Origin of the sequence: Dyadobacter flavalbus (assembly GCF_006149045.1) — a bacterium.
In the GTDB taxonomy this organism is placed as follows: Bacteria; Bacteroidota; Bacteroidia; order Cytophagales; family Spirosomataceae; genus Dyadobacter; species Dyadobacter flavalbus.
Map to the genome: position 1 here is coordinate 245,103 of NZ_VBSN01000059.1, position 20,872 is coordinate 265,974.

Sequence of the window (20,872 nt, forward strand, 5' to 3'; positions counted from 1 at the left end):
CTAAAAACAAACTATATGTGCAATCACGATTCGCATAACCCGGTTAGATGTATTATACCACCTTATATTTCAGAAAAATTGCTGTCGGAGGCCAGTAAAAGGAAACTTCCGGATGTAGTCAATGATGCATTGCGGAATTCCAGATTTCGCAGTGACCGGTCTTTTTTCAGTAAGCTCAATGAAACGCAGCGTTCGGTATTCAATCCACCGTCAAAGCCGTTGAAAAAACCGGCCATGAAAATGCATGTTTATGATATGCAGCATGATACGGTTTTGGGCGATGCGAAATTAATCTGGCAAAACGGAAAATCAAGAACAGGTCTGGACAAAGATGCAACGAATGTAATTGAGGCAGGTACTGCTACCTGGAAACTGTATTTCGAGATTTTTGGCCGGAATTCCGTGGATAATCTTGGCATGATACTGAAGCATTATATCCATTACGGCAATCAATACGACAATGCATTCTGGGATGGGATGAGAATGGTTTATGGCGACGGCGACGGAAAAATTTTTGACAGCTTTACCGCTGATGCAGATATTATCGGTCATGAACTGACACACGGCGTTACACAGTACGAATCCAATCTGGAATACCATAATCAGAGCGGAGCCCTTAATGAATCGGTTTCGGATGTATTCGGGATAATGATCAAACAGCGCTTACTGAATCAGGACGTAAAGCAATCGGACTGGCTGATAGGAGAAAATGTTTTGAAAGGAACCAAATATGCACTCCGCAGCCTCAAAGCACCGGGAACTGCATACGTGGATCATCCGGACCTCGGAACCGACCCGCAACCTGCCACTTATGACCACTTTGTGTCGCTGCCTGACACGGAACGGGGTGACTGGGGCGGCGTGCACATCAATTCCGGTATTCCAAATTTTGCCTTTTATGTTACAGCCTTTAATATGGGAGGTTTTTCATGGGAAAAGGCCGGAAAGATCTGGTATGCAGCATTGACTGACCGCACATTGGTATCGGAAAATACAGATTTTGCTGCTTTTAAAGAGGCAACTTTGCAAAAAGCGGATGAGTTATTTGGTGCCGGAAGTCTGGAATCCAAAGCTGTGGTTGATGGCTGGAAAGAAGCAAAAGTTTAACCATTGAAAGTCATGCAAATAAAACTGCAGCGTTTTGGAGGCTTGTTGCCGGTAATGAAAGAAGCAACCGCAGAAGTGGATTGGTCGGAGCAGGAGATACATAATCTGCTCGAAAGTATTATCAGAAATGAAAATGCAGATCCGGGTGCAAGGGATGCTACAAGCCATTATCTGGAAGTAAATGGCCATTCTGTTCCGGTAGATCTTCAAAAAATTCCCGCCCCTTATAAAAAGACATTCGAGGAATTGAAAGAAAATTTAAAATTTAGAAAAGGATAAATCAAGTTAAAACAGGCAACCAATTTGCGGCTTATAAGGTGCTCCGGAGAAGCAATCTGTTTGTAGCCAGTCTCATGTGGTATTTTGATTGTTTGCTCCGAGGAGCATCCTGATTAATGACAAAAGGAAACCCCGTCCGGGGTTGCGAAATCCATTTTGATTTATGATTATTTTCTACAAACAGGTAACCGCTCTGCGGTAACAAAGTGCTCCGGAGGAGCAATCTGTTTGTAGCCAATGCCATGTTGTATTTTAATTGTTTGCTCCGAAGGAGCATCCTGATTAATGACAAAGGGAAAACCTCGCCGAGGTTCCTAAAATCAATTTCATGCAATATCATTTTTCTGCAAACAGGTAACCGCGCTGCGGTTCTCGTGCTATGTGAAGCTTTTTGACCATTGGAAATTGGATGCATTACACAGGTGTGGAAAATTTCCTTGAAGAATTGTTGAAAAAAGGGATGAAACTTTATTGTTCGGAATGTATCGATAAGATTTTAGTTTTCAGCAAGTTACTTATGATGTGGCTCGCTATTTTAATTTAAAATCATTTAAGACGAAAAAAACAGTTAAAAAAATCCTGGAAAAATTAATTGAACAGGCTTGCAGAAATAGTACAGGCACGGTTTTATAAATAATCCAGGTATAAAACAAAACAACAAACAAATGGAATTTACAAATAAGACTACAAACTTAGGCATGGGCGATTTCGCTGACAGCATGAACCAATACAAAGAAAGCACTAACCCGTTTCTTTCAACTTATTCTACTCAGCCGGTAAAAAAAGAAGGCAAAAGACCACGTATTCTTAAGCCGATTTATTCTGTAAGATTATCCTGATCCGGACATAATAAATTACACTTGATTGCATTGCCTCAGATCAAGTTTATCAAGCCTGTATAGATTACCGTTATTTCGTATTTCTGTATTTTAATACATCATAAAATTCGAATGTATCAGCATAAAATATGTGTCTGAAATAAAATCCGGATAACGAAATTATACAAATAAATAATGAACATGGAAGATTTAGCTGATATTACGGCATTGCTGGAAGAAACGATTTCTCAGTTGATGGCGGGAACTGAAACACTTACTGCAGAAAAAGGAATTTTGCTTGCAGATCAATGGATTGGGCCGCTGCAAAGTTCCGAGAATACCAAACCGATTGCAGAAGAAGTTCAGAAATTAAAGTCTCTGCTGCAGGCACAGCCAGTTAATGAGGAAAATGTAACAGCTCAGCTTAACCATATTGCCGAAAAGGTTGCTGTTCTGGCACCAGACATGGGTACGGAAGGTGAAATGCCGTCTTTGCTCGCCGCATTAGCAACTGCTTTAAGAATGTCAGGAGAAACGACCGGCGAATAAAGGCCGTAATGTGTTCAGGTTACAGTTTAAAGCACGGATGGCAAGTTGATTGTTTCCAGCCACAAATGGCACAAGTTGGAAAAATATGAACGCCACGTTTGAAGGTCCTGCGACTTGATCATATAGGCATTGGCGTTATGTCTGTAACATTCGGTAATGTCATCAGGATGGTCTGAATTGCTCAATACAATAATCGGAACGTTAAGCAGATTCTGTGATTTCAGGAAATTTCGGATCAGTTCAAGTAAATGGAGGCCGTTCTGCCGGTTCGGAAGGTACAGATCCAGAAGAATCAGATGCGGCAGCGGGGCAAGGTTATTCCAAACCGAAGTGAAAAAGTCAATTGTATCCGTTTCATCCTTGACACTGGTTATTTGTGCCAATGGTAAATTATCTTTCAGTGCCATATTGATCAAAGTCCGGTGATCGAAGTTATCCTCTATAACCAGGATATTCTTTTCCCGCATATATTTTCCGGCAGACTTGACTATGGCAGAAGAATGATCGTTGAGATAACAATGGTTTATTACATTGGCAATTTTCTGGTATTCATTTGCGAAAAGCGGTTTGGTCATATAAGCATTAATCCCCTGATCATAAGCTCTTTTTACCAGTACGGGGCTTGATGCCGTCGATACCATAATGACCGGAATATGCCGCGTGCCGTCATTCGATTTGATAACGGCAAGTGTCTCCAGCCCGCTCATCCCCGGCATGTTCATATCCATAATAACAAGCTGTCTTCCCGTTTCTTCACTACTCAGAAAAGACAGAAGCTGATTGCCGTCAGCTGCTTCTATAATGGTTACATTTTGTACTACATTTTCAATTGCCACCCGTATGAGCATACGGTCATCTTCATCATCATCGGCAATGTAAATTTTGGTATTTTTTAGCTCTGAAATCATCAGGAGACCAGCCGTTATGGATGTGGAAATAACTTTACTAATTGAACCGTAGTAATCAGACGCAAGTTAAAACATTCAAAATGATTTGACAGAATGTGTTTACTTAATTTAACAAAGGAAAAAGTAATTTAACATCCTCTTGCAATATCAAAGGAAATTTCTGGCCGTAAATTTGTAATACAGCATGTATTGGATAACCCAATTAATCTGGCATGGCAGTTTAAAAAATATGGGAAGAACGGTGTAGGTGTTATTATTTATATGATAATTGTCGAAAGGAGTTGTCAGGCATCTGTTTTGAATAGAGAATCCGCAGCATTATATTTCAGTTTTACACAGCTTAAAAAATAAATCAAAAGCTAATCATGGCTAAAACCAAATCAGATAACGAGAATGAAATTGGTAAATTGGTCGAGTTTCTGCGGAGCAGGCGGGAAATCCTGCTGATCCGATGGCGAAATGTATGCGAGGAAGATCCTGCCCTGAGCAGTAAAAGCAGCTTTACCCGTGAGGAATTTAATGACCAGATGCCTATTTTGCTCAACGTTTTACATCAGCGTCTGAACAATGAACCTGTGCTTTCTGATCCGGTTGAAATAGCAAACGAGCATGGCCTGCACCGCTGGCAGTCGGGATATCCGCTTTCGGATCTGGTCATTGAAATGGAACATCTTTTTTCCGTGCTGCTTGAAGAGATTCAGCTTTTTAATCAAACCGTCACAAGCCTGCATCCGGATGCTTTTTCCAAAGTTTACAGGGAAGTATTCCGCATTTATTCCGAGTCTACGCGCGGAAGCGTAACCTATTATCAGGAACTCAGGCAGGCAACCGCTGCGGAACAGGCGGCCAGCCTGCAGAATGCACTGGATCAGTTGCTTGAACTCGGCAAACAGCGAAGCGAACATCTGCGGCACAGTTCGCACGATCTGCGTTCCAGTTTCAGTATACTGATGATGGCTTCGCAGCTGCTTGAAATGCCGGGTACGGAAAACGAGCGGGACCAGCTGATGAATATGCTGAACAAAAACCTGTCTTCCATAAGGGATATGCTCATGCAGCTGACCGATTTTGCCCGGATTGAGGCAGGCCAGGAAATGCTGGATATCAAAAAATTTGATGTTGCCAGTCTGATCCGGAAAACCGTTGAAAGTGCCCGCCCGCTGGCTGAAAACCGCAAATTGTTTTTGCAGGCAGAAGGTTCCGAGATTTTTGAAATCAGCAGTGATCCGGTAAAAGTGCAGCGTATACTGCAAAACCTGCTTCATAATGCGTTGAAATACACCGAAAAGGGTGGGATATATGTTACATGGACCCAGGAAAATGAATCGCGATGGATCATGAGCGTGCAGGATACAGGTCCGGGTTTTTCCGCCAATAGCCGGACTGCATTGCTGGCAGAACACCTCAAACCCGTTATCATAAACAGCGCCAACCATCAGGAATCTCAGATGATTCAGCCGCCGCCAAACAGCAATCCGGCAGAAAAAGCACAGGAAAGCAATATGAAGGAAAGTGAAGGGCTTGGATTATATATTGTCAAGAAAATCTGTGAACTGATGAAAGCCACAATGGATATAGAAAGCGCTCCGGGAAAAGGAACACTGGTAAGGATCAAATTTTTATCCAAGCAGGAACCTACAACGGTGATCTAGAACGGGTTTATGTTCCTTAAAAATACATTTGATAAAATTTTTTATTACTTCAATGAAAGAGTACATGCTAAAAACATGTACTCTTTCATTGATCATTTCAGAATGAAAAAATTTCCTCTGTTCCGGTATGCATGCACAGCGGTGTTTAGAACAAGAAATGCTGCTGCAATTACGGCGGTATAGGCAACAGACTGCGCTTCATTCCAGTTAACCACAGCTACCGCAGTGATACCCCAGGCACCTGCAAGTGCCGTTTCCCGCATATTCCTGTTCCAGATCAGATAAAGGTTTATAACTGCGGCAAGACAAATCATGATGATCGTCCAGCTTTCCCCTGAAATGCCGAAACCGTTCCAATTTATTTTGGTAAGATAAGCCGCAATATTGGCAATTATAGCCACAAGGATCCAACCGGTGTAAATGGAAAAAGGCCACCATTCCAGCGCTACTTTTTTAAAAGGAACCGTATCCAGTTCCATCCGTGTGGTAATCACAATGCGTAAAAGGGAAAACAGCAGGATTGCCATGATTATGACCGAAAGTCCTGTAAAATCATAAAGCCACGCAAGGATCCAGGCGCAGTTGGCCGCACAGGAAATAACAAAAAGCCAGCCGATGCTCGTGACAACGGACGGCGATTCAACTTTTTTAAATAATCCCTTGCTTTGGTGAATAGCAAATGCTGCTAATCCCAGATAAATAATTCCCCAGATTGAAAATGCATATCCGGAAGGTGTAAAAGAATTCTGGTATTTTGCTGAAACGGTTGCCATGGTATTTCCATTGAAAATACCCGTGTTGGACAGGTAATTCATAACAACCGTAATAATGAGCGCAATGATGTTGGAAAACTGAAGTGTTTTTTTCATTATCTTTTTTAATGTCCTGCCAGTATGAAGTCACTATTGATTGAAACTATAATTTTCCTGCCATAGATATTGGCTGCATGGTGATTTAATCCGGAGTAAATACTGGCCTCAGGCATCCTTTACGGGATAAGGTTTATTGCATATGAAAAAAGACCGGTCAAATCCGGTCTTTTTTCATTGCTTAATAATTTTATTCAGTGCAGTTTATTCTGCAAACCGCAAGGCATTTCTCAGCTCAGAAAGTCTTTTACCTGATCAATAAAACCGCTGTCGGGCTTTACGCCCTGCTCAACCTGCGCATGTACTTCCTTGTCGGCAGGTGACAGCACAGGTTTTCCGCCGGTAGGAACTGCCCGTTCCATACGGAATACGCCTTTTCCGTCGATGGAAGTACCTTGTGTCCAGCGGCCTTGTGCCGAAGTGTTTCCGTCTACACTTGTACTGAAGAATGTATAGCTGACATCGTTGTTCTGCAGACTTTCAGGGAAGCTGTTAGGAATCGGGTGCGAGGCATTGACGCCAAGTTCTTCCAATACGGCCATCCATTGATTCTGGTGCATGGTATCTCTTGCAATAAGGAAAGAAAGCATGTCTTTCATACCGGAATCGTCGGTAAGTTCGTATAAACGGGTAGCCAGTACACGTCCGGTTGCCTCGGCCATTACGTTTGCATACATATCTGCTGCAATGTTTCCGCTGCTTACAACCCATGAACCGTTAAACGGTACTCCGTTCGCATCGGATGCCATTGCACCAAGTCCGGCAGACAGAATATGACGCGGATCGCGGCCACCCATTACAGCTTCAATCATTGGATTGCTCATCGCCATTTCGTCTTTTACCGCAGTAGACGAGCCTTCCAGATTCAGACAAACAGCTGTTGCCAGCATTTCAATGTGAGCAATCTCCTCTGTTCCGGTTTCCATCAGCATATCCCTGTATTTTACCGGGCCTCTTGAATTCCAGGATTGAAAAAGGTATTGAAGACAAACACGCATTTCGCCTTCAATGCCGCCGATCGCCTGCTGAAGTAACCTTGCAAACTGAGGGTTCGGTTTATCTACTCTTACATTGTACTGAAGCTTTCCGTCATGATAAAACATATGATTAACAGTTAAGGTGATAAAAATTTTAGGTAATGGCTTGATAAAAAATTGTACCACCTCGGGAAGGTTTAAAATGAACTTTATGTGAAGTTTTTTCAGGCACACCAAAAAGAACCGCGAAGAAACAAGGCAAAACAAAATTTATTTATCTGCTGGAACAGTTTTTATAACCATCATGGCATCAACAAATTAATTATTACTTCCATTATAAAATTTAGGAATAAAATGAAAAAGATAACCATAAGCATCGCAACATTTTTGATGGTACTTACCGGAACTGTTTACGCACAGACAAGTACTTCGGGCAGCTCGTCTCAACAAGGGACTACGCAGGGAACGGGTTCCACAACAGGATCACAGGGTACTTCCGGACAGTCTCAAAGTTCAGGCGCGGGAACGAGCGGGGTACAGTCAGACAACAGCTCATCGGGAACAACGGGTAGCAGTGCAACACAATCAGGTGTGAATTCGTCAACCGGATCATTGCAGGGTACAAGTTCTCAGGGAACCGGTTCTCAAAACCAGGGAACATCCAATTCAGAAAGTTCAATCCAGTCACAAGGAACCAGCGGTCAGTCACAAGGAACCAGCGGCCAGCCTCGTAGCAGCACCGGTCAGTCCTCATCCACAGGTTCTACCGGCTCGGGCACTTCGGGCTCTACAGGAACATCAGGTTCCGGCTCTACGGGTTCAGCAGGTACATCGACCGGATCAGGAAGTGTGAATTCTTCATCAGGAACCAGCACAGACATGGATTCCAACAAGAAAAGCTCCAAAAAGCAACGTAGAAACCAAAGCGGTTCTTCCAGCTCTACTTCCGGTTCGGGAACTTCTGGTTCGGGCACATCGGGTTCTACTTCAAATCCATAATATTACCGGATTTCAGCTTAAAGAACACCAATAAAAAATGCGGACGGAATTAAAATTTCTGCCCGCATTTTTTATGCTGTTTTATAAATCAAAGATAGAATCAATCAATCCTGTTCAAGCAGGCCGTTAGTAAGGTTTTTCCACTGAATTTTGGAAAAAGTGGCAATGCCCGCGGTGCCGACAAGCACGTCCCGGATTTTATCAATAATTCCCTCCGATTCCGCATTGGCCTTTGTATTTCGGTCATAAACAGCAGCAGTCACTTTGTTTCCTTCCCTTGTAACAGTGAATGTGCTTGTGGAATCACTGGAATAAAAATGGGCTGTTTCATCGTTGTCCGTAGTAGGGTTGGAGGCCGGCCTTACGCGTATGCCTATGCTTTCTATATCGCCGGAGTTATATTCTTCCATTTTTTCAACAGTAACCCAGTCAAAGCCTTCTCCTGCTTTGGATCCCGGTCCGGGGACATCAATTTTGAAATGATATCCTTCTTTCACGGGGCCCGCCACATCATTTCCTTCTGCATCGGTAAGCTGAAATGCCGCCAGAGCTTCACCAGCCTGTTTCTGCCAGTTGTTAACATCCATCAATTTCAGCTTGGCACGCTCAAACAACTTTTTTGCCGTATGGATGTTTTCGGTTTCTACGGAGCTTTCAGCATTGATGACTTCGCCTTCCTGTTGTCCGGGGATGACGTTTGTGTAATTCTTCTCTTCCATTGTTTCGGGTAATTAAGGCCGTCAGTTTCTTGCGGCGTGACAATAATCAGTTAGTTGTTATCTTTCTCGTCATTCTTCTTGTATTTTACTTTCAGAAACAGCATTGCAATATTCAGCAGCAAGGTGAAAATGTTGGTTGAAATAATGGGAATATCCTTTTTGTCAATCCCGTAATAAACCCACAGTGCGTTGCCTGTGAGCAAAACGATAAACATAAGTGCTGAAACATCGCTCGCTTTTTTCTTTTTTATGGTAGTAACCAGTTGTGGAATAATTGCTGAAGATGTACAAATTCCTGCGGCCAATCCCAGTACTTCTATAAAATCCATTTATCATTTGTTTAATACCTTGTTGTCCGTTCCATATGACATTTACAATACGGAAATGTGCAACAATGCAGGTTGAAAGTTCCTATTTTGGTCAGCATCTGTTAAAAATGCATACCAGAAGAAACCCGTAAATCCGCTGGTTATAGCGGTATTCAGAAAGAACGAAACTGGAAAGTAAGTAAACGATTTGCTGGACAAACAACCCGGTTGGTAACCTGCCCAGTTATACGTAGTCCCCACAACAATTTGGCAATATATCAAACTCCCGGATTTGTATCTGTCTTGTTTTTGAGAATAAAGGCTGGTCCCGGAAAGTTAAAATGACGTGTATGCATGATTCCAGGTCATAGGAACCGGTACAAAACAGGACTTTATGAGCAGAAGAATGAAAGCAAATTCAGCAGATGTTGTTTTTGCCACAAATTGCTGATTTATGGGGAGTTATAGGTTGTGGCGTCAAATCCACAGTATAAATAAAATGGAATTATTCAATTTAACTTTAAAATTGTTAAATGTTTTTTACACCTGATATTAATACTTTGCGGGTAATGTTACGGTAAATTCCGAACCGGCACCGGGGCTGCTTTTGAGTACGATATTGGCTCCCAGCAATTGTCCAAGTTGTCTTACAATTCTCAGCCCGATTCCTTCTCCGTGCAAAGGTGTCCAGGAAATATTCGGGTCCGGCAATTCATTTTCAGCATTCCGAACCGGGCTGCTGGCCAGCTGGCCGTTTTTATGCTGGTCCCATTCCTTTACAAACGCCTCCGGAAAACCCGGCCCGCTGTCCTTTACCCTGAACCACCAGAATTCTTTTGTTTCTCCGAATCCCCAGCTTAACTCAACAAAACCCGATTCTGTATATTTGATTGCATTGAGAAGCAGGTTTTGGGCAATCCTGAGCACATTGAGCTCGTCGCCTTCAACCGTAATTTCCGGATTTTCATTGATACGCACGTCCAGATTGCGTTCGCTGGCAAACGGCCTGATGCTTTCTCCCAAATTGGTCAATACTTCGGATGCGTTAAAAATACCGATGTTCCGGGCCTCCTTGCCGGATTCCAGACGGGCATAGTTCAAAAGATCTGTAAGCATTTTGGTCGTCTGAGTAATGGTACTCTGCAGCATTCCAAGCATTTTTGCACGGTCTTCATCCGAAGAGGACATCATCAGAAGGCTGGCAAGACTGGCAATAGCTCCGAAATTTCCCCGGAGGTCGTGAGAAGTTGCACGAAGCAGTTCGCCGCGCTGCTTCAGGTATTCTTTAAGTTCATCCAGTGATTTCAGATTTGTATCGGATTGCTCCAGTTGCTGCAGCCATTGTTCCTGCCCGTGTTTCAGGGTTGTAATGTCCAGTCCGGTCAGTATCACGCCTTCCTGCTGCCGCGTAATGGAAACAGCAAGCCATTGATCTTCGCCATTTTCAGAAATGATCTGATACTCGATGTACATCGTTTCCCTCGAAAGGTAAACCGAGCGCATGTTGTTAACCGTTTTTTCCTGCCACAGTTTTCCTGCCAGGTTGCTCACACGCATTCCCACCAGTTGCGGCAAAGGCATATTGTAAAATTCAGCCAGTTTCTGGTTTCCGACCACAAGTTCAAAATCAACTATTTCTGCATGGTCGCCAGGATGATGGATGGCTTTCAGCATGCCGATAAATGCCGGTGAGGAATTCAGGACTGCCTGCAGATTGTCTGCAATTCTCGTAATCCTGTTTTGTGTTTCAATCAGCTGCGTAATGTCAAGGTCAACACCCAGGGAGCAGACCGTTACGTCTTTTTCCATGTTGACAGCCTCGCCCTTGACCTTTATAATTTTTTTTGAATCACCTACTTTGACGGTCAGTACTTCTTCAAACGCCTGCATGCCATGCCGCATCTGGTTTACGATCCGGTTTGCAATGTCACGGTCTTCCTCAATGGCTAGGGAAGTGTAGATGTCTGGCGTCACCTCCGTTCCGGGCGTCAGTCCGAATAACCGGTACATTCCCGGAGACCATGTGTGGATTCCGGTGGTTCGATTGAATTCCCAGCTTCCTGCATTGGCCAGATCCTCAGTCTGCTGAAGTAATATCAGGTTCTTGAATTTTTCCTGTTCCGCTTTCTTTCTTTTGGTAATATCAATGAAAGTAAGCCTTAAAAGGTTGGAAGCATTGCTTTTTTCATAAGTCCGGCTCGCCGTAACTTCATACCAGACTTCGGTTTCCTGCCATTGAAAATGCCGTTCAAAGCGCCGGAACCTGCCGGTTTCAACAACTTCCTTGAAAATCGGGTAAAGTTCGCTCCGGTTTCCGTCAGGCAAAAAGGTTTGTACAAACTGGTCAGAAAGAAAAGCGCCGGACGCTTCCTGATTGGAGGCCAGCATTTCAAAATCCGTAATATGTTTTTTGCCATCATAAACCGGACGGTACAATATAACCCCGGACTGAGTAGAATCAAGTACAAACTGCAGGGCCGCTGCATTGCGGTGCGCTTCCAGTTCGGCCTGTTTATAAGTTGTTGCGTCCGTAAAAGAGCAAAACAGGTCTTCATCCAGCAATTCAATATGGACGTCGATCCAGCGGGCAGCTGCTGAAAAACCATTGTAAGCTGCGTAATTGCGTTCCCAGGAAAAGGAAATGGATTGCCGGTTGTTGGCTGCCAGCCTGCAATGTTCGAGCAAAAGCCTGAAGTCCGCATCCAGCTCGCTCAGATTGCTGTTCAGGATACGATCCACAGGCAGACCAAAAATGTCCTCCGATTTTAAATTGGCATAAATTCCTCTGAAATCCCAAGGCATGTCCGTTTCGTTACAAAGTACCTTGTACAGAATAATTCCATTGGGCAAGCGATTAAAAAGTTGACTGAGCCTCTGATATTTCTGATCTTCTATGTCCATATGGAATGGAATAAAGGTTACTTTTTACATTAGCCGATTAACTTCGGGGTCATTTTGCTATAAAATCAATGCCATATTTACGATTTCAGATTTCAATTTACAGCCTGAATCCTGTTTTACAATCCGTTTGTCGCTTCAATAACAGCAAAATATTTATACTTTCTGCCATGTAAGTGTATTTTACAACAGAAACGCAGCGGATAATCTTCGGACGAAACACCGCTATAACGGGTTATTTGCGGAACAAGTCCGTTAAAACAGCGCTGCTGCATTCGCCGTTCAGGTATTTGACGGCCAGTACGGCAACAGCTTTTCCCTTTGTACCGGCCAGTGCCGGATTGATTTCGTCATAACTGTTTTTACGGGAAGTCAGCAGTCGTTCTGCTTCTTCGTAGCCTTATAGCAAATCTTTGTTTTCGGAGTGAAATGTTTCGGATGAGGAAAGTAACCCGCTGATCACTGCAATGGTGGCGTCAATTTCCTCTTCGGTAGGTGTAATATATTCAAAATCTTTTTGTTCTGCAGAATTCATAGTCCAAGATTGCATGTTACAGGTGGTTGCTGAAAAATCGTACCAGTTACATCGACATCAATCTTTATTTACACACAACAGGAAACTTCCGTTACTTTCCGGGCAACAGTGCAGGCTGCTGAAAAAGACAGAAAGGAAGCCCTCATGGAGAACTTCCTTTATATAATACTACCTAAAATTATGAATCAGGCACTTCCATGTCGTTCAATCATCAAAATCTGATTTACAGGATTGAATAACAAAAGGAACTACCAAAGTCATCCGAAATTTAAATCATATGAACTAATAATACTACAATTAAATAGAATTAATTTTTTATCGTATCAAATAAGTATCACTATTTTTCTTGTCATTCTGACTGCTGAAATTACGTGCCGTAATGCGTATGAAGGTGTGCAAATCCGGCTTCTGTACTTGTTTTTAATTATTCAATAAAGGCGATTACCGTAAAAAGCACGATTTTTTTATGTGAATGTTCCTTCCGGTTAATCCTGAAATGTGCTCTGAATTAATCTGTGGGAAAATAACAGCAGAATGGAAATACCGAACCTGTTTCGATAGGATAATCTGAATTGCTTTTTAACTGAAAAATGGTTCCATGCGTATATTCCTGCTTTTTTTACCGGCAGGATATTTAAAAATATAAATTTGATTTTAGAAGTACTTCTACTCATTTGTTAATAGCTTGCAATGACTTTTTTATCCGATTTCGCACCAAACTGACGTCATAATGGATTATTGTATTGTATATCTCAGTTCATCAACAGACTTGCTTTCCCAGGAAGAACTGTTAACGATTTTACAGAAAAGCCGCGTTAATAATGCTTCATACAATATCACCGGCGTACTGCTCTATTTCAACGGCAGCATTATTCAGGTGCTGGAAGGCGACGAGGAAAATGTCAGATCACTTTACAACGTCATCAGCCGAGACCGCAGGCATACGCAGGTTATGCCCTTATATATGCAAAACATACCGGAGCGATCATTTGAAAACTGGTCTATGGGTTACAGTACACTGACTGCAAGGGAATTCAGCCATATCAAAGAAATTGCCCCGATTGTAAAAAACCCGTATGCAAAAGATCCCGGCAACCAGAATGTAGTCATCGACCTGATCAAAACATTCTATAAAAACAATTACCGGAATTAGGCTGCAGCCTTATTTAAGGCTGCCTACAACGGCCATCACCAGAATAGCGGCATTTTCGGCAGCGATCTTGTAAAATGCCTGCATATCGTTTCTGGCCTTGTCATTGGCATTGTCGCTCAGGCTGCGGATGATGAGAAAAGGCGTGTGTTGCTGAAAACAGGTTTGCGCAATGGCGGCACCTTCCATTTCGGTGGCTGCTGCATTCAGGTCTTTCCGCAATCGCTGCGTGGCTATGACGGACGATACAAACACGTCGCCGGTAACAATAACTCCTTTTTTTACAGCCGGAGCAAAGCTTCCGTTTTCCCGTTTTATTTTGGTAAATGTCAGGCTTTGGGAAACAGCGACTGCTTTTTGTACCAGCACTGAATCGCAGCTGAAAACCACCGGATTTGCCTCCATGCTGAACGGATTGCGGGTAGGGGTGTACTGCATGCCGCGGTCTTCAATGGCACCGTAATCATGGTATGTAACCTGCGTCCCGATCACGATGTCTCCCGGAAAAAGCGCAGGATCAATGCCGCCGGCAATGCCTGAAAAAACAATTTCTCTGGGTTTGAAATGTTCCAGCATCAGCGTAGTGGCGATTGCTGCATTCACTTTCCCGATGCCGGTTTGCGCCAGTACGACGGATTTGCCGTTCAAGGTGCCTTTTATAAACCGCATTTGTCCGATCAGCGTGTCTTTTTTGTGCTCCATTTTACTTTCGAGCAGTACGAGTTCGGGCGGAAAAGCGCCGAGTATGCCTGTAATATCCTGAGCGTGAAGAATGGAAGTGCTGATAAAAAATAAAATAAGCAGTAAATTCTTTTTCATGTTGGTTTAAAAAATGAGCGCGAGAACCGCAAATACGTTAATAATCCACAAAGCAAGGCTGATTTCCCTGATTTTTCCGGTTGCAATATGCAGCGCCGTCCAGCTCAGAAATCCCCAGATGATACCCTGCGTGATGGAATAAGTGAAAGGTATAAGCACCATGGCAATAAAAGCAGGAAACGCTTCTTCAAGCTGGTTCCAGTTTATTTTGACAACCGGTTTCATCATGAACACGCCGACCAGTACCAGAGCCGGTGCCGTTGCAATGGCAGGAACCGCGCTGATCAGAGGCGACAAAAACAGAAACGGAAGAAATAAAATAGCACCTGTTACGGCTGTAAGCCCGGTTTTTCCGCCTTGTTCTATTCCTACTGCGGACTCGATGTAAGCGGTGCCCGGACTGCTGCCGACCAGTCCGGCGACGGTTGTGGAAAATGCATCCACAATCAGTGACTTCTGCAGGTTGCGCGGTTCCCCGTTTTCATCCAGCAGATCGGCCGCTTCTGCCAGTCCGACGAAAGTGGACAGACTGTCGAACATGTCGGTAAATACAAATGCAAGTATAATCGGCGCCAGGCTCCATTTGAGTGAATTCACCATATCAAGCTCAAACAAAAGGCTGAAATCCGGTCTGGAAACAATATGATTGATTGTAACAACAGCTTCCGGGCCGCCCCACCATCGGCCGATCGGCCATGCGAGCAGGCTTGTCAGCACGATCCCGATCAGAATGCTGCCTTTTACTTTTCGGATCAGTAAAACAACCGTCAGGAGCAAACCGGCGATAAACGTAAGCGTGGAAGCATTCAGGCTGCCGTGACTGATCATCGTGGCCGGATTGGCAACGATAAACCGGGCATTGGCAAAACCGATCAGTGTAATAAACAACCCGATTCCGGCTGCTATTGCAAACCGGAGCGCTTTGGGAATAGCCTTGACAATATAGGACCGGATGTTGAAAACAGACAGCAGCAGAAAGAAAACACCCGACCAGAAAACGGTTCCAAGCGCAACCTGCCAGCTCAGTTTTTCGGTAAATACCGCCGTAAAAGTAAAAAATGCATTGAGCCCCATGCCGGGCGCAACAAGAATGGGATTGTTTGCATAAACGCCCATCATCAGACTGCTGAAAAAAGAAACCAGTACTGTTGCCGTAAGAACGGCCGAAAACGGCATGCCGGTCTGACTTAAAATGGACGGATTGACGACGATGATATACGCTGTTGCCAGAAATGACGAAATGCCGGCCAGGATTTCTGTGGATAGTGAAACATTATTTTTCTTCAGTTCAAAAAAGGAGAACATAGCAGCGGGTTTCTTCCAAATATACCGGTTAGCGCCTGTTTTTAAAAATTGCCGGCTATGCAAACCGGAATTTGCCATGCTGTTTCAATGGCATTTGCTATTTAAATAGTATTTTGGCGGGGCTTTCCAGTAAGAACAAAAGCGTTCCGGACTTTTAAGCTTATTCCTAAATTCCTTATAATAATATGTTTTCCTATTTTAAAAGCAACTACAAAAATCTGGGTATAATCTGGCTCGGGATGCTGTTTCTGGCTTCGGTATTTCTGTTTGGTTACACCGGCTGCAAAAACGGCAGTTTCAATGCGGCTGATTCCCTTGACCTGAACTCGTTTACAGAACCCGGTTTTCCTTTTATTTCGACTTCCATTGATGCAAGAAAACTTGGAACGCATTTTCCGGACGACAACATCGCAGCCAGAACGCTTGCATTGCCGCTGGGCGACAGCGCTTATATCTGTTTTGATACCGATCTGTTAAGATGGTCCGTGGCATGGACGGGCAAGTTTCTGCCTATGGTTCTGATGGCGCAGATTTCATACAAGGACTTTTTCAATAAAAATAATCAGATCCCGACTGTGACCGGCAACCCTGCCATTGCAACGGGTTCATATCCCGGCTGGACAAGCGGCAAACCGGATTTCACAGGCAGAATTTCAGCATCGGGTAGCACAACCCAGCCGCTCTGGAGAGCGATGCCGGCGGAAAAAGGCAGATGGAGTGGGGTTTTTGTTTATGGAAACAAGGCCATACTCAGTTACACCGTCGGAAATGCGGAAGTGTACGAAATGCCGGGCAGCGCAAAGTTTGCGGATCAGACGGTTTTTACAAGAGCTTTCCGGATTAACAATGTAAAAAATGAACTTTACCTGACTGCTGCCGAGGTTGTGAACGGAAATTCCGGTGCTACAAAAGGCAGCATGGCCTACATTTATCACGGCTCCGGCAAAGATACGGTTACGGCCATCGGCATTCTCGGGAAAGATCATTCCATGCTGAAACCCGAAGTAACTGCTGACCGTTACCTGACCGTTCGCGTTGCTTCGGGTAAAAAACCGGAAGCTGCCCTGGCCATCTGGAAAGGACCTGCAGGCCAGCTTGCTGCTTTTGAAAAATGGTGTGCTAAAACACGTATAAACCTGCCTGAATTCCGCAATGGCGGAACAGCGCATTGGGGCGAGGCTGCTGTGACTAAGGGGAAATTATCGCCGGATACGGCTGCATTCGTAACGGACCAGCTTGCATTGCCGCTTCCAAACCGCTGGAAACGAAACGTCCGGGTTGCAGATATCGCTTTTTTCGGCAACGGCCGGGCTGCCGCCGTAACGTTTGAAGGGGACGTCTGGACGATTGAAGGCATTAACCGCGATCTTCAGAATATCAAATGGCGCAGGTTTGCATCCGGGCTGCACGAGCCGATGAGCGTGGAAGTAATAAAAGATACGATCTATGTTTTCGGAAGGGAAGGCATTGTTCGTCTGCATGATCTGAACAAAGACGGCGAAGCCGATTTTTATGAGAATTTCTCCAATGTAATGGATCAGTCGCCGGAGTCGAGGGAATGGGCTGCGGATATGGTTTATGCGCCGGACAAAAGCTTTTACATCGCAAAGGGCGGCAGCCTGGACAACGGTCCGGGCATGACGGACAAGGCCGGAAAAGGCTTTCGTACAGGATCGCAGCATAATGGAACCGTACTTCGTATTTCGCCGGACGGAAAGCAGTTTGAAGTCATTGCAACCGGCTTCAGGGGACCTTATCTCGGAATTCATCCAGAAAAGGGAATTTTGACAGCTACCGACCAGCAGGGTAATTTTGTGCCTTCCTCTCCGATTTTCTGGATTAAAAAGGGCGATTATTACGGCGTGGAGCCTACAATGCATCGTACGGATCATCCCGAAGTTGCGCCTCCGCTTACATGGATTCCGCATAGCGTGGATCGTTCGAGTCTTGGGCAGGCGTGGGTTACGGGAAATAAAATGGGGCCGCTGAACGGCAGCCTTGTCCATTTTTCATTCGGGCGGCCGGGATTGTTCAGGGTTTTGATCGACAGTTCTTCCAGTATCATTCAGGGCGGAGTTGCTGTCATTCATGCCGACTATCCGGCCCCGACATCCAAAGGTGCAATCAATCCGGCTGACGGTCAGTTGTATATTGCCGGTTTCAATCTCTGGGGTTCCAGTTCCAACGGCATCAGTGCATTGCTGAGGCTGCGTTATACGGGAAAACAGAGTTACATGCCTAACGAATTCCGGGCCGTAAAGCAGGGAATTGTTCTTGGCTTTGATGCGGAGCTAGACGCCGAAAGCGCGGTTAACCCTTCCAGTTTTGATGTGAAAAGATGGAATTATCAACGCACGGAAGAGTACGGATCGGGCCATTTTAAAACAAACGGCAGTTCGGGTGAAGAATCGATGAAGGTTGCAGCTTCCTACTTGTCGGCCGACCGTAAGAAAATACTGCTGCTTGTGCCGGATATGACCGAAATCATGCAAATGGACGTCGCTTACCGGCTGAAAGCCAAAGATGGCAAGATAATGCACGACGGTTTCTGGTTTACGGTAAATAATTTGTCTGAACTGAATGCAAAAGATTTCGGATTTCAGAATGTGGATCTGGCGCTGCTATCGGTAAAAAAACAGGAAGAGCCGGCTGCAACAGAAAAGGAAGAAGCTGTTTCGGCAGCAAGAGGAAAAGCATTGTTCCAGAAAATGGCATGCTCGGGCTGTCATTCTGAAGGACTGAAAACAGACGGTATGTACGGCCCGCCGTTTCAGCATCTGTATAAGTCGGAAAGGCATTTTGAAGACGGCACAACGGCCATTGCAGATGAAAATTACATCCGCGAATCCATCCTGACACCGGGTAAAAAAATCGTAAAAGGTTATAATGAAGAAATGCCTTCGTTCGTCGGCGTCCTGTCAGATTCCGACATTGAATCCGTTACATTGTTTATTAAATCGTTGAAATAAGCTGTTAGCTTTTAGCTATTGGCTTTCAGTCATTGGTTGTTACTGGTTATAATCAGTGGTCTTTGGCCATTTTTGTCCGTTTTTGCTGGTTTTTAACTTGGTCATTTCTGACCATTTACTGATATTTTCAATTAGTCATCGGTTTTTATCTATTGCAAGTCATTTATTGTCAGAAATTGGGTAGAGGCAATTAGTTAAATGGTTAGTTGGCAGTTAAAAGCTGTTAGGCCAAAGCTCCTCCGGAGCTGCAAATAACCGCAGAGTGGTTGCCTGTTTGTAGAAAAGGAAATGTGTAATCGTAAAAATTAAAACCCCGGATGGGGTTCCCTTTTGCATTCAATTGGATGCTCCTCCGGAGCAAAAACAAATACCGCATGCAATTTTCTATAAACAGGGTGCTCCTCCGGAGCTGCAAATAACCGCAGCAAAAACAAAAATACCGCATGCAAATTCCTACAAACAGAATACTCCCCCAGAGCTGCAAATAACCGCAGAGCGGTTTCCTGTTTATAGAAAAGGAAATGTGTAATTGTAAAAATTAAAACCCCGGATGGGGTTCCCTTTTGCATTCAACCGGATGCTCCTCCGGAGCAAAAACAAATACCACATGCAATTTTCTATAAACAGGGTGCTCCTCCGGAGCTGCAAATTACCGGAGCAAAAACAAAAATACCGGATGCAATTCCAATAAACAGAATGCTCCGGAGCTGCAAAGAACCGCAGAGCGGTTGCCTGTTTGTAGAAAAAGGAAATGCATAATTATGAATTGTAAAACCTGGACGGGGTTTCCTTTTGCATTCAACCGGATGCTCCTCCGAAGCAAAAACAAAAATACTGCAGGCAACTTCCTATAACCAGAATGCTCCTCGTATGTTGTTAAAGATTTGACATTTCCGATAAAGATCTTGAATTTGGAGTGTGAAGGGAAGAGAGCAGATACTCCTTGGCAACAGTCTTGTATGCCGTTCCGGAGCTGCTAATTACCGTAGCAAAAACAAAAATAATGTATGCAGCTTGTTAAAAAGGGAATGCTAAAAGTTAACCGCTTGATTTAATTTTTCTCCAGATAACCGCTGTCGTTGAGCCAGTCTGCCATTCTTTGAGGCCAGGATTTAATGCTCTGGAGTTCAGAGCGGTTTCCCATGTTGAACCCGTGATCGCCTTTGGTGTAAAGATGCGCTTCAACGGGCCGCCTGGCTTCCCTGTATTTAATCAGGAGACTGGCCGTTGTTACGCCGCAGCACGGATCGTCGTTGGCTGCCAGTAAAAATACAGGCGGCGCATCCGCGGGCACGACGTCCGGAATCCCGAGCGGGCCGGGATAAACAAGCATCTGAAAATCAGGTTTTCCATTTAGCCTGTCAATCGGGTCTTTCGCAGCCGGATCACCTTTGCCGGAAGCATAGGCCACAGCAGCAACGACTTCCCCGCCGGCCGAAAAGCCGAGCATTCCGACACGTGCTGTATCAATGCCGTATTCTTTGGCGCGGCTGCGAACCATGCGTACCGCTCGCAGTGCGTCTTCGCGCGGATGCCTGTCGAGCGAGTAGGGCGAGCCTTCTTCCCGCGGAAGCCGGTACTTCAATACAAAAACGGTGATGCCGAGTTTTGCAAGATATTCTGCCGGCTCAATGCCTTCTGCGTTGTAAACCAGCAGCCGGAAACCGCCGCCGGGACAAACAACAACAGCGGTTCCATTGGCCTTTCCGGCAGGCGGCAGGAAAACCTGAAGAGAAGGATTATGGATGTTTTTAACCCAGTAATCCTTGGCTGATTCCGGCTCTGCCGACTTTTTCTCAAATCCGGGAGGTCCGTTTTTCCATAAGGGAATGATGTTCGAAGCAGTTTGTGAAAAGCCCGAAGCTGGCAGTAAAAAGAAAACGGATAATGCAAGAATCCGGACCAGCGCGGCATGCCGCATTTTTGTAAATTTCATAAAAGAATTCTGTGTTATAGGTGTATAAAACAGAAAAGCGGAATCTGCTTTTATTATACCGATGCCATTTATATC

General features: G+C 44.5%; 20 protein-coding genes. 8 read left to right on the top strand and 12 right to left on the bottom strand.

Annotated elements, in window-relative coordinates; translation table 11 throughout:
* Positions 1 to 62 precede the first annotated feature (62 nt).
* Complete coding sequence (locus tag FEM33_RS26580) at positions 63 to 236, bottom strand: hypothetical protein (protein ID WP_201747808.1); 174 nt, start codon at positions 234 to 236, stop codon at positions 63 to 65.
* Here FEM33_RS26580 and FEM33_RS20085 point away from each other — a divergent pair.
* From FEM33_RS20085 to FEM33_RS20095, 4 genes are all read left to right on the top strand, one after another.
* Positions 235 to 1,107, top strand: coding sequence for a M4 family metallopeptidase (locus FEM33_RS20085; protein ID WP_201747809.1), 873 nt, complete (start codon positions 235 to 237; stop codon positions 1,105 to 1,107). The two genes, FEM33_RS26580 and FEM33_RS20085, sit on opposite strands and share 2 nt — an antisense overlap.
* 12 nt (positions 1,108 to 1,119) lie before the next feature.
* Entirely contained in the window at positions 1,120 to 1,386 is a 267-nt protein-coding gene (locus tag FEM33_RS20090) for a hypothetical protein (protein ID WP_139013782.1), read from the top strand.
* 665 nt (positions 1,387 to 2,051) lie between these two features.
* Positions 2,052 to 2,225, top strand: a complete 174-nt coding sequence (locus FEM33_RS26460) for a hypothetical protein (protein WP_161597198.1) — start codon at positions 2,052 to 2,054, stop codon at positions 2,223 to 2,225.
* A 180-nt stretch (positions 2,226 to 2,405) separates the two neighbouring features.
* Positions 2,406 to 2,753: a hypothetical protein gene (locus tag FEM33_RS20095; protein ID WP_139013783.1), complete on the top strand. Its 348-nt coding sequence runs from the start codon at positions 2,406 to 2,408 to the stop codon at positions 2,751 to 2,753.
* A 26-nt stretch (positions 2,754 to 2,779) separates the two neighbouring features.
* Here FEM33_RS20095 and FEM33_RS20100 read toward each other — a convergent pair whose 3' ends face one another.
* On the bottom strand, positions 2,780 to 3,661 hold the full coding sequence (locus tag FEM33_RS20100; RefSeq protein ID WP_139013784.1) for a response regulator: 882 nt from the start codon (positions 3,659 to 3,661) through the stop codon (positions 2,780 to 2,782).
* Positions 3,662 to 4,026: 365 nt separating this feature from the next.
* Here FEM33_RS20100 and FEM33_RS20105 point away from each other — a divergent pair, with 365 nt between their 5' ends.
* Positions 4,027 to 5,313, top strand: a complete 1,287-nt coding sequence (locus tag FEM33_RS20105) for a sensor histidine kinase (protein ID WP_139013785.1) — start codon at positions 4,027 to 4,029, stop codon at positions 5,311 to 5,313.
* Between the two features lie 92 nt (positions 5,314 to 5,405).
* Here the strand turns inward: FEM33_RS20105 and FEM33_RS20110 are convergent, their stop codons facing one another.
* Entirely contained in the window at positions 5,406 to 6,182 is a 777-nt protein-coding gene (locus FEM33_RS20110) for a TspO-related membrane protein (protein WP_139013786.1), read from the bottom strand.
* Between the two features lie 230 nt (positions 6,183 to 6,412).
* The gene (locus FEM33_RS20115; RefSeq protein WP_139013787.1) at positions 6,413 to 7,285 is read right to left on the bottom strand and encodes a manganese catalase; all 873 of its coding nucleotides are present in this window, start codon (positions 7,283 to 7,285) and stop codon (positions 6,413 to 6,415) included.
* Positions 7,286 to 7,513: 228 nt separating this feature from the next.
* Here FEM33_RS20115 and FEM33_RS20120 point away from each other — a divergent pair, with 228 nt between their 5' ends.
* Positions 7,514 to 8,158 (top strand): hypothetical protein, encoded by a 645-nt coding sequence (locus FEM33_RS20120; protein ID WP_139013788.1) that lies wholly within the window; start codon positions 7,514 to 7,516, stop codon positions 8,156 to 8,158.
* 104 nt (positions 8,159 to 8,262) lie between these two features.
* On the opposite strand, the gene FEM33_RS20125 is transcribed toward FEM33_RS20120, so the two are convergent.
* The 4 genes from FEM33_RS20125 to FEM33_RS26875 form a co-directional block, all read right to left on the bottom strand.
* Positions 8,263 to 8,877, bottom strand: a complete 615-nt coding sequence (locus FEM33_RS20125) for a hypothetical protein (RefSeq protein ID WP_139013789.1) — start codon at positions 8,875 to 8,877, stop codon at positions 8,263 to 8,265.
* 50 nt (positions 8,878 to 8,927) lie between these two features.
* Entirely contained in the window at positions 8,928 to 9,206 is a 279-nt protein-coding gene (locus tag FEM33_RS20130) for an SWEET family sugar transporter (protein ID WP_139013790.1), read from the bottom strand.
* Between the two features lie 531 nt (positions 9,207 to 9,737).
* Positions 9,738 to 12,086 carry a PAS domain-containing sensor histidine kinase gene (locus tag FEM33_RS20135; protein WP_139013791.1) on the bottom strand — a complete coding sequence of 783 codons (2,349 nt, stop codon included), beginning with the start codon at positions 12,084 to 12,086 and terminating at the stop codon, positions 9,738 to 9,740.
* A gap of 397 nt (positions 12,087 to 12,483) precedes the next feature.
* Positions 12,484 to 12,618 carry a hypothetical protein gene (locus tag FEM33_RS26875; RefSeq protein ID WP_262711998.1) on the bottom strand — a complete coding sequence of 45 codons (135 nt, stop codon included), beginning with the start codon at positions 12,616 to 12,618 and terminating at the stop codon, positions 12,484 to 12,486.
* A gap of 730 nt (positions 12,619 to 13,348) precedes the next feature.
* Between FEM33_RS26875 and FEM33_RS20140 the strand changes: the two genes are divergently transcribed.
* The gene (locus tag FEM33_RS20140) at positions 13,349 to 13,771 is read left to right on the top strand and encodes a BLUF domain-containing protein (RefSeq protein WP_139013792.1); all 423 of its coding nucleotides are present in this window, start codon (positions 13,349 to 13,351) and stop codon (positions 13,769 to 13,771) included.
* A 9-nt stretch (positions 13,772 to 13,780) separates the two neighbouring features.
* On the opposite strand, the gene FEM33_RS20145 is transcribed toward FEM33_RS20140, so the two are convergent.
* On the bottom strand, positions 13,781 to 14,587 hold the full coding sequence (locus tag FEM33_RS20145) for a 5'-methylthioadenosine/adenosylhomocysteine nucleosidase (RefSeq protein ID WP_139013793.1): 807 nt from the start codon (positions 14,585 to 14,587) through the stop codon (positions 13,781 to 13,783).
* A gap of 6 nt (positions 14,588 to 14,593) precedes the next feature.
* The gene (locus tag FEM33_RS20150) at positions 14,594 to 15,892 is read right to left on the bottom strand and encodes an NCS2 family permease (protein WP_139013794.1); all 1,299 of its coding nucleotides are present in this window, start codon (positions 15,890 to 15,892) and stop codon (positions 14,594 to 14,596) included.
* A gap of 185 nt (positions 15,893 to 16,077) precedes the next feature.
* On the opposite strand from FEM33_RS20150, the gene FEM33_RS20155 reads away from it, so the two are divergent.
* Entirely contained in the window at positions 16,078 to 18,861 is a 2,784-nt protein-coding gene (locus tag FEM33_RS20155; RefSeq protein WP_139013795.1) for a DUF6797 domain-containing protein, read from the top strand.
* Between the two features lie 305 nt (positions 18,862 to 19,166).
* Here FEM33_RS20155 and FEM33_RS26465 read toward each other — a convergent pair whose 3' ends face one another.
* Together FEM33_RS26465 and FEM33_RS20160 are read right to left on the bottom strand one after the other, a co-directional pair.
* Complete coding sequence (locus FEM33_RS26465; protein WP_161597199.1) at positions 19,167 to 19,430, bottom strand: hypothetical protein; 264 nt, start codon at positions 19,428 to 19,430, stop codon at positions 19,167 to 19,169.
* Between the two features lie 482 nt (positions 19,431 to 19,912).
* Complete coding sequence (locus FEM33_RS20160; RefSeq protein ID WP_201747810.1) at positions 19,913 to 20,797, bottom strand: alpha/beta hydrolase; 885 nt, start codon at positions 20,795 to 20,797, stop codon at positions 19,913 to 19,915.
* Positions 20,798 to 20,872: the final 75 nt, after the last annotated feature.

What these genes read in the sequence shown, in the direction of transcription:
- FEM33_RS20085 (WP_201747809.1), top strand. Translation starts at nt 235, where the DNA reads ATGAAAATGCATGTTTATGATATGCAGCATGATACGGTTTTGGGCGAT.
- FEM33_RS26580 (WP_201747808.1), bottom strand. Translation starts at nt 236, where the DNA reads ATGGCCGGTTTTTTCAACGGCTTTGACGGTGGATTGAATACCGAACGC.
- FEM33_RS20090 (WP_139013782.1), top strand. Translation starts at nt 1,120, where the DNA reads ATGCAAATAAAACTGCAGCGTTTTGGAGGCTTGTTGCCGGTAATGAAA.
- FEM33_RS26460 (WP_161597198.1), top strand. Translation starts at nt 2,052, where the DNA reads ATGGAATTTACAAATAAGACTACAAACTTAGGCATGGGCGATTTCGCT.
- FEM33_RS20095 (WP_139013783.1), top strand. Translation starts at nt 2,406, where the DNA reads ATGGAAGATTTAGCTGATATTACGGCATTGCTGGAAGAAACGATTTCT.
- FEM33_RS20100 (WP_139013784.1), bottom strand. Translation starts at nt 3,661, where the DNA reads ATGATTTCAGAGCTAAAAAATACCAAAATTTACATTGCCGATGATGAT.
- FEM33_RS20105 (WP_139013785.1), top strand. Translation starts at nt 4,027, where the DNA reads ATGGCTAAAACCAAATCAGATAACGAGAATGAAATTGGTAAATTGGTC.
- FEM33_RS20110 (WP_139013786.1), bottom strand. Translation starts at nt 6,182, where the DNA reads ATGAAAAAAACACTTCAGTTTTCCAACATCATTGCGCTCATTATTACG.
- FEM33_RS20115 (WP_139013787.1), bottom strand. Translation starts at nt 7,285, where the DNA reads ATGTTTTATCATGACGGAAAGCTTCAGTACAATGTAAGAGTAGATAAA.
- FEM33_RS20120 (WP_139013788.1), top strand. Translation starts at nt 7,514, where the DNA reads ATGAAAAAGATAACCATAAGCATCGCAACATTTTTGATGGTACTTACC.
- FEM33_RS20125 (WP_139013789.1), bottom strand. Translation starts at nt 8,877, where the DNA reads ATGGAAGAGAAGAATTACACAAACGTCATCCCCGGACAACAGGAAGGC.
- FEM33_RS20130 (WP_139013790.1), bottom strand. Translation starts at nt 9,206, where the DNA reads ATGGATTTTATAGAAGTACTGGGATTGGCCGCAGGAATTTGTACATCT.
- FEM33_RS20135 (WP_139013791.1), bottom strand. Translation starts at nt 12,086, where the DNA reads ATGGACATAGAAGATCAGAAATATCAGAGGCTCAGTCAACTTTTTAAT.
- FEM33_RS26875 (WP_262711998.1), bottom strand. Translation starts at nt 12,618, where the DNA reads ATGAATTCTGCAGAACAAAAAGATTTTGAATATATTACACCTACCGAA.
- FEM33_RS20140 (WP_139013792.1), top strand. Translation starts at nt 13,349, where the DNA reads ATGGATTATTGTATTGTATATCTCAGTTCATCAACAGACTTGCTTTCC.
- FEM33_RS20145 (WP_139013793.1), bottom strand. Translation starts at nt 14,587, where the DNA reads ATGAAAAAGAATTTACTGCTTATTTTATTTTTTATCAGCACTTCCATT.
- FEM33_RS20150 (WP_139013794.1), bottom strand. Translation starts at nt 15,892, where the DNA reads ATGTTCTCCTTTTTTGAACTGAAGAAAAATAATGTTTCACTATCCACA.
- FEM33_RS20155 (WP_139013795.1), top strand. Translation starts at nt 16,078, where the DNA reads ATGTTTTCCTATTTTAAAAGCAACTACAAAAATCTGGGTATAATCTGG.
- FEM33_RS26465 (WP_161597199.1), bottom strand. Translation starts at nt 19,430, where the DNA reads ATGCAAAAGGGAACCCCATCCGGGGTTTTAATTTTTACAATTACACAT.
- FEM33_RS20160 (WP_201747810.1), bottom strand. Translation starts at nt 20,797, where the DNA reads ATGAAATTTACAAAAATGCGGCATGCCGCGCTGGTCCGGATTCTTGCA.